At 31.0% G+C, this 14184-nt stretch carries 12 protein-coding genes; 7 read left to right on the top strand and 5 right to left on the bottom strand.

Annotated elements, in window-relative coordinates; all coding sequences use genetic code 11:
- Nucleotides 1-43: 43 nt before the first annotated feature.
- From Q1A15_RS04650 to Q1A15_RS04620, 7 genes are all read left to right on the top strand, one after another.
- On the top strand, nucleotides 44-463 hold the full coding sequence (locus Q1A15_RS04650; RefSeq protein WP_299619498.1) for a SufE family protein: 420 nt from the start codon (nucleotides 44-46) through the stop codon (nucleotides 461-463).
- A gap of 12 nt (nucleotides 464-475) precedes the next feature.
- The gene (locus tag Q1A15_RS04645) at nucleotides 476-1297 is read left to right on the top strand and encodes a hypothetical protein (RefSeq protein WP_299619495.1); all 822 of its coding nucleotides are present in this window, start codon (nucleotides 476-478) and stop codon (nucleotides 1295-1297) included.
- Between the two features lie 4 nt (nucleotides 1298-1301).
- The gene (locus Q1A15_RS04640; RefSeq protein ID WP_299619492.1) at nucleotides 1302-1622 is read left to right on the top strand and encodes a DUF59 domain-containing protein; all 321 of its coding nucleotides are present in this window, start codon (nucleotides 1302-1304) and stop codon (nucleotides 1620-1622) included.
- Between the two features lies 1 nt (nucleotide 1623).
- The gene (locus Q1A15_RS04635; protein ID WP_299619489.1) at nucleotides 1624-2130 is read left to right on the top strand and encodes a DUF2480 family protein; all 507 of its coding nucleotides are present in this window, start codon (nucleotides 1624-1626) and stop codon (nucleotides 2128-2130) included.
- Between the two features lie 17 nt (nucleotides 2131-2147).
- Entirely contained in the window at nucleotides 2148-2996 is an 849-nt protein-coding gene (locus Q1A15_RS04630; RefSeq protein ID WP_299619486.1) for a DUF3078 domain-containing protein, read from the top strand.
- 84 nt (nucleotides 2997-3080) lie between these two features.
- Complete coding sequence (locus tag Q1A15_RS04625) at nucleotides 3081-3908, top strand: DUF3078 domain-containing protein (protein WP_299619483.1); 828 nt, start codon at nucleotides 3081-3083, stop codon at nucleotides 3906-3908.
- An 84-nt stretch (nucleotides 3909-3992) separates the two neighbouring features.
- Nucleotides 3993-5066, top strand: a complete 1074-nt coding sequence (locus tag Q1A15_RS04620; protein WP_299619480.1) for a CNNM domain-containing protein — start codon at nucleotides 3993-3995, stop codon at nucleotides 5064-5066.
- 335 nt (nucleotides 5067-5401) lie between these two features.
- Here the strand turns inward: Q1A15_RS04620 and Q1A15_RS04615 are convergent, their stop codons facing one another.
- The 5 genes from Q1A15_RS04615 to hflX all read right to left on the bottom strand — a co-directional run bounded on the left by Q1A15_RS04615 (nucleotide 5402) and on the right by hflX (nucleotide 14175).
- Nucleotides 5402-8251 carry a TonB-dependent receptor plug domain-containing protein gene (locus tag Q1A15_RS04615; RefSeq protein WP_299619477.1) on the bottom strand — a complete coding sequence of 950 codons (2850 nt, stop codon included), beginning with the start codon at nucleotides 8249-8251 and terminating at the stop codon, nucleotides 5402-5404.
- 29 nt (nucleotides 8252-8280) lie between these two features.
- A complete protein-coding gene (locus Q1A15_RS04610; RefSeq protein WP_299619474.1) occupies nucleotides 8281-9021 on the bottom strand; it encodes an energy transducer TonB in 741 nt (246 codons plus the stop codon).
- Nucleotides 9022-9180: 159 nt separating this feature from the next.
- Complete coding sequence (locus tag Q1A15_RS04605; protein ID WP_299619471.1) at nucleotides 9181-11979, bottom strand: TonB-dependent receptor; 2799 nt, start codon at nucleotides 11977-11979, stop codon at nucleotides 9181-9183.
- Nucleotides 11980-12083: 104 nt separating this feature from the next.
- Nucleotides 12084-12809: an energy transducer TonB gene (locus tag Q1A15_RS04600; RefSeq protein WP_299619468.1), complete on the bottom strand. Its 726-nt coding sequence runs from the start codon at nucleotides 12807-12809 to the stop codon at nucleotides 12084-12086.
- A 175-nt stretch (nucleotides 12810-12984) separates the two neighbouring features.
- Nucleotides 12985-14175, bottom strand: a complete 1191-nt coding sequence (gene hflX, locus Q1A15_RS04595; protein ID WP_299619465.1) for a GTPase HflX — start codon at nucleotides 14173-14175, stop codon at nucleotides 12985-12987.
- Between the last annotated feature and the right edge of the window lie 9 nt (nucleotides 14176-14184).

Here is a 14184-nt window from a genome sequence, read left to right as displayed (position 1 = left end):
ATCGCACAAAACAATTTGTAAAGTGCAAAAATAGTTCTAAAAAATGACTATCAAAGAAATACAAGAAGAAATTATTGACGAGTTTTCAATGTTCGAAGACTGGATGGAGCGTTATGAATATATAATTGAGTTAGGTAAATCGTTACCTATTATTGATGATGAGTATAAACTTGATGAGAATTTAATTAAAGGATGCCAATCTAAAGTTTGGATGCATTCTGAAATTGATACAGATAAAATTAAGTTTACGGCAGATAGTGATGCTATTCTTACAAAAGGAATTGTAGCGTTATTATTACGTGTATATTCCGACCAAACGCCAAAAGCAATACTTGAAGCGGATACTAATTTTATTGATGAAATTGGATTAAAAGAACACTTAAGTCCTACTCGTGCAAATGGATTAGTATCTATGGTTAAACAAATTAAAATGTATGCTATAGCCCAACAAGCTAGAATTTAATAATTAAAAACTATGAAAAAGTATTTTTTGTTGCTTATTATATTGATACATGTATCGTGTAGTGATTCTGAGAAATCTGAGCAAATAGAATTAAGCAAAGTGCCTTTAAAATCAATTAATATTGACTATTACCAAGGCAGTGAATATTCAAAATATGAAAAAAATTATAGCTATGATGAAGAAAATAGGTTAATAAGGATTGATATTATTAGTGATCAAGAACTAGTTGAATATTATACTTTTTCTTATGAAAATGATAAAATAGTTCTTATAGAATATTTTAAACGAGATCAATTATTTGAAAAAATTGAATTAAGTTATACTATTGAAAACATAACAAAAATTAAAAGTTTAACTTATTTATCCAGTGGAATTGTAACTTTTGAAAAAGAAATCATTTACAATTCTAATAATAAAGTAGTACAGGTATTTTCTACTTCAGGAAGCCCTGATTATTCTGAAATAAATGAATTTATTACAGATAATACCATAAAACTTAATCAAACTGGAGAATATATATCTGGTTATAGAATAGTAAAATACGACAATTTGAATAACCCATATTCTAGAATACCATACTTTAAACCTATTTTAAAACTAAATAAAAGTGTTGCTGAAGGTGTTTCTAATGGATTCTTTGAAAGACTTGGTATTGGACGCCCTAATACAAACAACGTAATAGAGCAACAAAAATTTAAGGATAATGGAGAATTATCTTTTGTTGATACAATTGAAAACAGTTATGATGGAAATGGATATTTAGTAAAATCTTCATTCAAAGCTGGATTAGGAGGACATACTTACATTACCGAATATTTTTATAAAGAACTTTAATATTATGACAGACGAACAATTAGAAGATTTAGGAGATAAAATCGTGAGAGTTTTAAAAACTATTTACGATCCAGAAATTCCTGTGGATATATACGAGTTAGGATTAATTTATGATGTTTTTGTATCTGAAGAAAATGATGCGAAAATTTTAATGACATTAACTTCTCCTAACTGTCCTGTTGCAGAAACCTTACCTGTAGAAGTAGAAGATAAGGTAAAAACATTAAAAGAAATTAACGACTGTGAAGTTGAAATTACTTTTGATCCTACTTGGACTAGAGAAATGATGAGTGAAGAAGCCAAATTAGAATTAGGAATGTTATAGTATGGCAGACGAAATAGTAAATAGAGTAGCCAACAGTAAACTAGTAACTTTTGATCTTGAAGATTATTATGTTGAAGGAAAGCGTGTGCTTTTCGATATTTCTGATTGGCTATTTGAAGGTTTATTACTTAAAGAAAAGGATTTTAGAGCACATGTAAAAAATCACGATTGGTCTCAATATCAAGGTGCTTATGTAGCATTGCATTGTGCAACAGATGCTATTATTCCTTCTTGGGCATATTTATTAGTTTCAACAGAATTATATCGTTTCGCTAATAAAGTAGTAATTGGTAATTTAGAATTATTAGAAACAGTTCTTTTTACAGAAATTATAAATACCTTATCTTTAGACACTTTTCAGGATAAACCTGTGATTATAAAAGGTTGCAGTAACAAACCAATTCCTGTAAGCGCATATCCCCTATTAATATCAAAAATTCAACCTGTAGCAAAGTCGATCATGTATGGTGAGGCTTGTTCTACAGTCCCGTTATACAAGAAGAAGTAATTAAGTTTGTTTTAGATATGAAACGGTTTTTATTGTTTTTATGCCTTAGTGTTAGTATTAGTATTTTTGCTCAAACAGCAGAAAAAAAGGATAGTATTCCGCAAAAAAAATGGAAGTTTTCTACCAAGATTACTTTTTTATTAAACCAATCTACATTTTTGAATTGGACAGCCGGTGGAGCAAATACTATAGCTGGAAACATTAATATTAACCAAGAGTTTAATTACAAGAAAGATAATTGGAACTGGAATAATAAAATTCTTTCTACTTACGGTTTAAGTTATGTAGATGAAAAAGGTACTCGTAAAACAGACGACCGTTTCGAATACAATTCTTTACTAGGATATAAATCTAAAAACAACTGGTTCTTTTCTTTCTTCAATAATCTTAGAACACAATATTCTAGAGGTTTCGACTATACAAAAGAACCTAATCTTGCTATTTCAGATGTTTTTTCTCCTGCTTACTTAAGTTTTGGACCAGGTATGCTATGGAAGAAATCTGAAAATCAGTTTATCAATATCGCACCTTCTACATCTCGTTTTACATTTGTTTCTAATGAATTTTCTGGAAACTTTGGTGTTGATGAAGGAAAAAATTCAAGTTTCAGTTTAGGATTCAATCTGTCTTCATATTATAAATTTAATGTTGCCAAAAACATTACAATGGAAAATATTGTTGCTTTATATGCAGATTATCTAGATAAACCTCAAAATATTGATGTTGATTATCAAATAAACTTTTTAATGAAAATTAATGAGTCTTTATCTACAAACCTTGGTTTTCATACTATTATAGATGATAATGCGTCTACTAGAATTCAATTCAAACAATTATTTGGACTAGGATTAAATTATATTATCTAATTTTAAGTGACTATTTTAAAATAGTATTGTCTAAAGACAAAGTAAGGCGTACTTTTGCGCCCTTAAAAATCAAAAAATAAGATAATGAGAAAATTACTAGCTATCGCAATTTTATTTGGAGCGCTTACTATTACTGCTCAAGATAAAAAAGATGAACCTAAAGAAGGTTGGAAAAAAGAAGGAAATATTTCTTTTCTATTTAATCAATCTGCATTTAACAATTGGTTAGCTGGAGGTACAAATAACATCTCTGGTACATTAGGTTTAAACTACGATTTTAACTACTTAAGAGGTGATTGGACTTGGGATAACAAGATTATAGCTTCTTACGGATTAACAAAATTAAGAGGACAAGGTGCTCAAAAAACAGATGACCGTTTAGAGTTTAACTCTATAGCTGGTAAAAAAGCAACTAATAACTGGTATTATTCTGCTTTCTTTAACTTTAAAACACAAATGTCTTCTACAGATGTTGGTGGAGTACAACAATCTCACTTCTTTTCTCCTGCATACTTCCAATTTGGTCCTGGTATGTTATGGAAAAAGTCAGATAACTTAAAAGTAAACATTGCGCCTGCAACTTCTAAATTAGTTGTTTTATCAAGTGATTTAGCTCCTGCATTTGGAGTTGAAGCTGGTGAATCTACTCGTTACGAGTTAGGTGCTTCTGTAAGTGGTTACTATAAGTTTACAATTATGGAAAATGTATCTGTAGAGAACATTGTTAACTTATACAGCAACTATTTAGAAGATCCTCAAAATATAGATCTTGATTATACTGTTAACATCGTAATGAAAATTAACAAGTATTTATCTGCAAACTTAGCATTACAAACTATTTACGACGACAATGCTTTTAAAGGTTTTCAAACTAGAGAAGTTTTTGGTTTAGGAGTAAACTACGGATTCTAAGAAATTATAGCAATATTATAGTAATAACCCCAAGTGTTTGCTTGGGGTTTTATATTTTATTTATTTTTACGAAAAAATTTAATAATGGGACTACTTTTCTTCTACGGAACAATATCAATACTTTTTTCTTTTCTGTGCTCGATACTCGAAGCTGTTTTACTAAGTGTTACTCCAACATTTGTAAACGTAAAAAAGAAAGAAGGTAAATCTTTTGCTTTAGGACTAGAAAAGCTAAAAAAGGATGTAGATAAGCCTTTAATTGCAATTTTAACCTTAAACACTATTGCACATACTGTAGGAGCAATTTTAGTAGGTTCTCAGGCAGAAACTGTATTTAAAGGAGAAGAATCTACTGGAATTTTTAGTGGTGTATTTATCGTTTCTGCAATTATGACTATATTAATCTTAGTTGCTTCAGAGATTATTCCAAAAACAATTGGAGCTACCTACTGGAAATCTTTAGCTGGATTTACTACAACTACTTTAAATATCTTAATCACTATTTTAAAGTTTACTGGAATAATTTGGATATTACAATTATTCACAAAAATGTTTGGTAAAGGCGGACATGGAGAAAGTGTTTTAAGTAGAGAAGATTTTTCTGCTATGACTGAAATCGCTGAAAAAGAGGGTGTATTTCAAGAAAATGAGAGTAAAGTGATTAAAAACATGTTGAACTTCAAAGAAGTTTCTGCAAAACATGTGATGACACCAAGAACAGTATTAAAAACTGCTGATGCAGGTCAAACTATAAAATCATTCTTTGATGACAATGCTAAATTGCGTTTTTCTCGTATTCCTTTGTACTCTGGATCTACTGATAATATAGTTGGGTACTTTTTGAAAGATCAGCTCTTAGAAGCCATTATAAACGGTAAAGGAGAAGAGAAACTAGAAACTATTAAAAGAGATATTATTGTTACTAGCAGAGAACTACCAATTCCTGAGCTGTTCGAGAAATTAATAGCACAACGTGAACATATTGCTTTAGTGGTAGACGAATTTGGAGCTGTAAGTGGTTTGGTAACTCAAGAAGACGTAATTGAAACTTTATTAGGGTTAGAAATTATGGATGAAAGTGATAATGTTGCGAACCTTCAAAATTTAGCTAGAAAAAGCTGGGAAGAAAGAGCTAAGAGATTAGGTATTATCGAATAACTGATTTAAAATTATAAACGAATAAAACCGCGTTATTTATCCTTAATAACGCGGTTTTATTTTTATTGAATATATTATCTTTTTATTCTATATCTTCATCATCATCTTCGATATTACTTAGACTTTTTACTAAATAAGCTTCTATATCTTGCTGAACAACTGTTTAGCTTCTATAACTTTAGCTGAATCAGTACAATTTACTAATGTGAATAACAATCCTAGAATACTTAATTTAGATACACTTTCATTATTATTCATTTTTCACTAACAAGCAATAAATAAAAAAGCCTGTGTTTTCACACAAGCTTTTTAAATATGATAACTTAATTAAGTTATTAGTCGTTTATTGTCCAAGAGATGTAGTATAAACTTCCGATACTTCCTGTACCAGGAGCTACTAAATACTCTTTTCCTAATAAGTTTGTTCCTCCAATTTTGAATTGAGATTTGATTGATGGAATACGATAGTTGATTTGTGCATCTAATACTGTTCTAGCATCAACATCACCTTTAACGAATGGAGATACCCATCTGTATTTATCTAACCATCTAGCATTAACATTGAAACCAAAGTTCTCAAAAAGATTTTCGTTTCCTAATTGTGCTTTAACTGTATGTTTTGGTGTATTAAAGTTTGGCTCGAATAAACCAAAATCTTTATCATCAAAAGTAAAGTCGATGTAATCATAACTTAAACCTAAATCAAAACGATTGAAAACTTTAGTATTAAGAGCGATACTTGCTCCATAAGAGTTTACAACAGATTTACTGTTTGTTACGATATTAAATTCTACTAAACCAGAGTTGATCGAAGCAGCATCTAAAACTAATACGTTTGTATCAGGATCGATAAGTCCGTTTGCAATGTTAGGATCTGTTAACTGAGTTGCAGTTAATGGTGTATTTCCTAATGGGAATACTGTTCCTGCGTTAGGTGTAATAACGTCTTGGAAGAAAACAAAATCATTGTGGATACTATAGAAAGTATTAAAATCTATAATTAAGTTGTTAGAATCACTAATTCCAAACATACTTCTATATCCTAATTCAATTGTTTGTACTTCTTCTGGTACAATTGCCTCATAAGTAGACTTTACGTTACGTGGTCCTTGGTAACCTGTATCCTCTGGGAAAACAGTTCTAGTTAATAATGAATTGTTAAGGATGTTATCTCCTGTAATTCCTCCAACATTAACTGTACTTAAGTTATCTAAAGATGTACCAACATTAATTTTTCTTCCTGCAGGAATTAATAAATATTGTTCCTGAATAGTTGGGTTTCTAAAACCTGTTTGATAAGAAGCTCTAATGATATGGTTTTTATCTTCTCCTAAACCATAGTTTACTGCGAAACGAGGAGAGTAATTTCCGTCAAAGTTTTCAGATTTATCGTAACGAATAGAACCTGTTAACTTTAATCTATCATCTAAGAATTTTTTCTGAATTTGAGAATATAAACCGTATTCAGCAATTCTAATGATATCATCTGCATCATTAAAGATTGTTCCTTTAGAGTCTGAATTATACTGTCTGTAAGAACCTCCTATTTGAACATCTGCCCAATCGTTTAATAAACTTGTAAAGTTATAGTTACCATCAATGTGAGAATAAGAACTATTGTCGTAGATTTTACTACCACCTTGAGTAATTAAAGTAGAAGTAATTCTATCAAATTCTGTGTTAAATGCAGAAGTTCCTGGAGCTAATCTTGCTTGGTTAGCAAAATCTCTAGCAGCAGCTAAAATAGTTGGATCTACATTAATCGAGTTATCTGGGTTAAAACCACCATTATTGATTAAACCTAAAACATAATCAACTCCCCAAACACCAGCAGTGTTGTTTTGAGCTCCTACAGTGTTTAATGCAATACCAGTTCTTGTTAAATCATAAGTATTACCAGCATCGTTAGATACGTAATAACCTCTTACATAGAAGTTATCTCCTTTAACTTCTAATTTAGATTGGCCAATGAAATAATCTCTTTGTGCGAATCTAGAAGTTCCTTGGAAAATATTATCTCCTCTACCTAATCTTGTAGCTAAAATAATCTCTAAAGACTCATCTTCTAAAGGTCTATAGTGTAAAGACGTAGAAAACTTTAAGTTCTTAGTTCTATAGCTTCTTAATAAATCTCTTTCTGCATAACCTGTTAAGTTAACAGTATATAATTGAGGTAAAGTTGCACCACCAAAGTAAGTACGAGCGATATTATTTAAGTTTTGAATTACTTCATCACCATATAAGTTTACACCATCGTAACTTAAAACAGAGTTTTGCTCTCCATCAATAATTTCACCAGTATCGATTTGTCTATTTCTTAAATCATTTGCTTGCCATTCTGGAGCATCAAAGTAAGATAAGTTAACTTTAGCTGCAAAAGCATCACTAAATCTGTATGCCATTCTTATTGTTGCATCATAGAACTCATTATTTCCTGATAAATCTTGAGACATGATACCAGATTTAAATTGAGCACTAATTCCAGTAAAATCGAATGGACTTTTAGTATTCATTAATAAGATACCATTATATGAGTTCGCCCCATATAATGCAGAAGATGCACCTGGTAATACTTCAACATTGTTGATGTCTAATTCTGAAACACCAGATAAATTACCAGCACTAAAGTTTAATGCAGGAGCTGCTGTGTCCATACCATCAACTAACTGTACAAATCTAGAGTTAGCGAAATCAGCAAAACCTCTTGTGTTTACAGATTTAAATCCATATCCACTTTCTCTAACTTGAATACTTTTTAAATTCGCTAATCCATCATAAAATGAATTCGAAGATGTTTTTCTAATGTCTGTTAAACCGAATCTTTCAATAGTTACTGGAGATTCGATAATTCTTTCCGGAACTCTCGATGCAGAAATTACTACTTGATCTAATAGTAAATTTTCTTTTAAAATTACATTGATTTTTTGCCCTACTCTTTCTACTTCTACAAATTCAGATTGGTGTCCGAAAGCAGAAATCTCAAGAGTTTGAGGTAAAGCTCCATTAAGTGTAATCGTAAAGTTACCGCTAGTGTCAGATAATGCCACTGCCGACTTACTTTTGATTTTAGCATTGTAAAAAGGCTCTAGGTACTCATTGTATACCACACCTTTTATTTCCACTTGTGCAAACGTAGATATAGCGCACAGAGTGAAAACAATCATTACTAATTGTTTCTTGAACATTTTTGTTATATTAAGGATTTGGAATTATTCTATTCTTCTAATGAAAAGTTAATAGGGAAACCGTATTTTACAGCTACACGTTTTCCATCTTTTCTAGCAGGAGTAAACTTAGCTAACTTAGTTACTACTCTTCTAGCTTCTTCATTTAAGATTTCAGCGTTCTCAGGACCTAAAGTTTTGATGTTTTTAACCTCACCATTTTTATCAATGATAAAGCGTACCCAAACTTCACCTTCAACCATATTCCTAACAGCTTCGCCAGGATATCTAAAGTGTTTTTGAATGTGTAACATCATTTCCGTATTAAAACAGTCAACCATATCTCCTTTTTTTGCGCTCTTACAGTTAGCAAATGCTGGAATTTTATCAACTGAATTAAAACGATCTGCTTTTCTAACTTCTTCTTCAGATAAACTATTAGTCAAAGCAGCAATGCTACTAGATGCTGATTTTTTCTTTAGGGAAAGTTTATTTGAAATAGTATTGCCAGTTGAAATTGTAGAAATTCCTGATGAATTAATATTACTAGCTCCAGAAACGGCTAGTTTCTTTTTGATTTCTCTTTTCTTTAAGAATCTTCTTTTAGAAGCAGAAACACGAACTGTAATCTGTCGGCTTCTTTTATCTTTCTTATTCTTAGCAGGTTTGATCGAACATTTAGTAATACTATTTAAATCTTCTAAGGTAGTTTCTTCAGGTGTATCACAAGTATCCTGACCAAAACTATTAAGGGATAATAATAAAACTACAAGTAAATATACTTTTTTCATACGTTTAACATTTACAAATTTACCTAGCAGTATGTTTGGGTTTTAGGCGGCAAAAGTACAACTTATTTTGAATAAAAAAACATGATTACTGTTTTTTTTTGAAAAAAGCAAAAAAAAGAGGGCAAATTAGCCCTCTTTTTTATATTTATGTTAATACTATTAATTATTAATTGTCCAAGAAATAAAGTATTGAGAACCTATTGTACCTGTACCTAAGGCACTAACATATTCATCACCTGTTAAATTAGTAGCTCCTAACTTAATAAAAGATTTTAAAGATGGTATTGTATAATTGATTTGTGCATCCAACACAAAACGACTATCTAATACTCTATCAACAAATCTTGTTTGGTATAAAAATTCGTCTTGCCATCTTACATTCGTAGAGAAACCAAAATTCTTGAATAAACGATCATTTCCGAATTGAGCCTTTACAGAATGTTTTGGAGTATTAAAGAATGGCTTAAAATCGATTGCAGTATCTTCTACATTAAAGTCTGAATAAGCATAACTACCTGATAAATCGAAGTTGTTAAATAATTTTGTACTAAAACCTGCTGAAAAACCAAAAACTTGTAATTCAGAATCAATGTTCGTTACGATAGAATATCTTTGAAAATCGTTATTAGCAATTGCTAACGCAGCGTTTGAAGTAGGATCGTTAACATCTCCATAAAATGGAACAACTACATTTGTTGACGAGATAAAATCGTTATGTAAATTATAATACCCTACAATATCGAATTCAAATAATTTTCCAGCTACGTCTAAAGCACCACGATAACCTAGTTCAAATGAACGTACAATTTCTGGCTTTACTAAATCGAAATTAGATACTTGTAAAAGATTAGGATTAATTACTCCTAAATTACCATTGATAGCATTCGATCTAAAATCTGTTTGGAAAGCATCGATAGAAGCTGCAGTATATGAATTATTAAATGCAGAAGTACCTACTAAAGTAGCTGTTTGACTTGGATCTGAAACAAACTCTCTTGTAATAACCTCTCTTGTTAAGTTTTCCTCTACCGATCCTAATAATACTAAGTTTCCTAAAGTTAAACCTAAATATTGATCTTGAGAAGTTGGATTTCTAAATCCTGTTTGAAAACCAATTCTAAAGTTATGATCTCTATTTTCTCCAGCTGCATATGAAATTGTTGCTCTTGGAGAGAAGTTACCTTCAAAGTTTCTTGATTTATCAAAACGTACTGTTCCTGTAAACTTTAATCTATCATCAACAAACTTCTTTTGTACTTGAGTATAAACCCCGTACTGTCTGTATCGTAACACTCCATCATCATCTGTATATACTTGTCCGTTAGAATCTAAAGCAAAACTTCTAAAACTACCTCCAACTTGAATATCAGCAAAGTCAATAAATTCAGCTAAATTTAAGTTAGCATCAACATGATAATAACCAGAATTTTCAGATAATAAAGCCCCTCCGTTTGCTAAGGTTGTTTCTTTAGCAAGCTTTAAAGAGTTTTGATAAGCTGCAGAATTTACATTTGGAAAATCTCTATTTACAAAGCTTCTTGCTGCTAAGTGTGCCTGATCATTTGAAAGTCCTCCTGCTAAAGAAGCAAAATAAGCTCCGGCATACTCTTCAAAATAAGCTCTGTTACCTTTCCATGCACTACCAGCAAAGATTCCAGCTAAACTTGTATCAATTGTTTTTCCAGCATCATTTTCATTATAGTAACCTCTAACAAAGTAATTTTTATCTCTAACTTCAAATCTGAATTGTCTCATAAACGAATTCGATTGATCATATCTATTACTTGCTTGAGTAATGTTATCTCCTATACTAAACTTAGATCCAAAGATAATTTCTGCTCCTTCTTCACCCCATGGTCTAAAGTGTAAAGAACCATCAAAAAGTAAATTATCAACATCATAATCTATAATATCTCTTTCAGCAAAACCTGTTCTACTTACTCGTTGTCTTTCTACACCATTAATTCCAGAAATCAACCCTAATGGATTTAAACCAAATAATGGAGAAGTTGGATCTGCGGTAAAAGGCGTAGCCAATAAAGCTAAATCAACTAAGTTCAAACTTACTTCATCACCGTAAGTATTAATTCCATCATAATTTGGATTATCTAAATGACTAAAACCGTTACCGTTTGCATCGGTTCTATCATTAGCTACCCAATCTTTTCCTTGGATATAGTTAAGACTTACTTTTGCTGCAAAATGATCACTAAACTTATAAGCTAATCTAGTACTTACATCATAAAAAGCATAAGCTCCTCTTCCTTCTTGAGTTGTAACTCCTGATTGAAAAGCTACACTTGCTCCTGCATCATCAAATGGATTTTTACTAGTCATTAATAAAATTCCGTTGAAGGCATTCGCCCCATATAATGCAGATGCCGCACCTGGAAGAATCTCGACGTTCTTTACATCCAATTCATTTAAACCAAATAAATTACCTAGTGCATAATCGAAAACAGGGACAGCAGTATCAACTCCATCCACCAACTGTACAAAACGATTGTTATCAGTACTAACAAAACCTCGGTTAGAACCAATAGCTTTAGTTAAAAGGTTATTATCTAAAACATCAATTCCTTTTAAATTACCTAAAGATTGGTAAAAATTCGGTGAAGGAGTTCTTTTAATCGATTTACCATCAATTCTTTCAATGGTTACTGGCGATTCTATAACTCGTTCTGGAGTTCTCGAAGCAGAAACAACTACCTGATCTAAACCTAATGTTTCTTTTAAGATGATATTTAAATCATCATTTGGACTAGAAATTTGAATAGTTTCGGTTTGATAACCTAATAACGTTACGGTAATTGTTACGGGGAATTTTTTAACATTTACTACAAATTCTCCATCAAAGTTAGAAGTTGTAGATTTTCCTTCACTTGTTTTAACAGTTGCTCCAGGAAAAGGCTCTAAATATTCGTCGAAGACTAAACCTTTAACTTCTGTCTGCGCCAACAAAAAATAACTGCTCGTTATAAAAAGCAGCAAGAGTAATTTTTTGACCATTGCTTATAATTTTTGATTAATTGAATTTCTGCGTTATGGAAGTTACGAAATATTTAATTATCCTCTAAAGAAAAGTTTATAGGAAAACCATATTTTACAGAAATTGGCTTACCAGCTTTTGTTGCTGGATTAAATTTAGGTAAGTTAGATACCACTCTAATAGCTTCATCTTTTAAGATTTTTCCACCTTTCGGACCTAAAGCCTTTATATTTGTAACATTTCCATCTTTGTCTATAATAAAACGGACCCAAACTTCTCCTTGTAACTTATCTAATAAAGCTTGATCAGGATAACTAAAATGTTCTTGAATATGATTAATCATTTCAGTGTTAAAACAATCTAATTGATCGTTTCCTTGTTCGCTTTTACAATCTGGGAAAGCAGGAATATTATCTACAGTACTAAACTTTTCAGCTTGTCTAACTTCTTCTTTAGAAAGCGTATTGCTTAAAGCAGATAAATTCGTTTTTAATTTTAACGTCTTAGAAATATCGGTTGAATGGTTTACAGCTGAAACTCCAGTACTATTTAAGTTATTAACACCTGAAGCTGCTTCTTTTTTTCTCTTTTTTAAGAACCTTCGTTTAGGAGCAGATACTCTAACTGAGATTTGCCTAGATCTTTTATCTTTTCCTTTTTTTAAAGGTTTTATTGTACACTTGGTGATACTGTTTAAGTCCTCTACAGGACTTTCTGGTGTATCACATGTTTCTTGACTACTCTGTCCAAACGCACTAATCGACAATGCGAAAAATGCTGCATAAAATACTTTCTTCATAAGTAGGGGAGTTAAAAACCCACAAACAACAATGTTTATAAGTTTAATAAATTTATAATATGTTCCACTTGCAAAAGTAAATAAAAATAGCTAAAGATTTTGAAATCATTGAATTTTTAAGCAATTTATACCTTTCTTTCTGAATATTTAACAATTTATCAGTATAAATATTGTCTTAATATAAGAAATTGTTATAAGGAAAGATTTTAGAGTGAATAGTCACAACCTCATCGTAGACTAAATCTTTAAAGTTTTCAATATTTTCTTTATTAACGGCAGAAATAAAGCATGCTTTCTTCTCAAGATCGTTCATCCATGTCTTTTTCCAGTCTTCTATTGTGTAATGTTCTTTACTTTTTACAGTAACTAAATCATCTTCATCAATAGTTTCGTGAGTATACGCATCAATTTTATTAAAAATCATGACCGTAGGCTTATTAGCACTATCGATTTCATCTAAAATTTTATTTACTGATGCTATATGATCTTCGAAGTTTGGATGTGAAATATCTACAACATGCAACAGTAAATCTGCTTCACGAACCTCATCTAGAGTGGATTTGAAAGATTCTACTAACTGTGTTGGTAATTTTCTAATAAATCCAACAGTATCGGTTAATAAAAAAGGAACGTTTTTTACTACTACTTTACGAACTGTAGTATCAAGTGTTGCAAAGAGTTTATTTTCTGCAAAAACTTCGCTTTTACTAATAAGGTTCATTAAAGTAGATTTACCAACGTTTGTATATCCTACTAAAGCTACACGAACAAGTTTTCCTCTGTTCTTTCTTTGAACAGCCATTTGCTTGTCGATTGTTTGTAGTTTTTTCTTAAGTAAAGTGATCTTATCACGAATAATACGACGGTCGGTTTCTATTTCTGTTTCACCAGGACCTCTCATTCCGATACCTCCTTTTTGCTTATCGAGGTGAGTCCACATTCGAGTTAATCTTGGTAATAAATATTCATATTGCGCAAGTTCAACTTGAGTTTTTGCTGAACTAGTTTGAGCTCTACTAGCAAAAATATCTAAAATAAGATTTGTTCTATCTAAGATTTTACAATCTAAAACACGTTCTATATTTCGTAATTGAGCTGGTGATAATTCATCATCAAAAACCGCCGTTCCGATGTTGTTCGCATCAATAAACATTTTTACTTCGTCTAACTTTCCTGTACCAATAAAAGTTTTAGGATTTGGTTTTTCTAATTTCTGTAAAAATCGTTTTGTTGGAACTCCTCCAGCAGTAATGGTCAAGAACTCCAATTCATCTAGATATTCATTGGCCTTGTCTTCATTTTGGTGTTGTGTAATTACACCTATCAATACAACCTTTTCTGATATGGCTTCTCTTGTTTCTATCATAGAAGGCAA

Source organism: uncultured Tenacibaculum sp. (genome assembly GCF_947495995.1).
GTDB lineage: Bacteria > Bacteroidota > Bacteroidia > Flavobacteriales > Flavobacteriaceae > Polaribacter.
The sequence above is the reverse complement of the archived record's forward strand: the minus strand, read 5'-3'. Positions and strand labels throughout refer to the sequence as shown.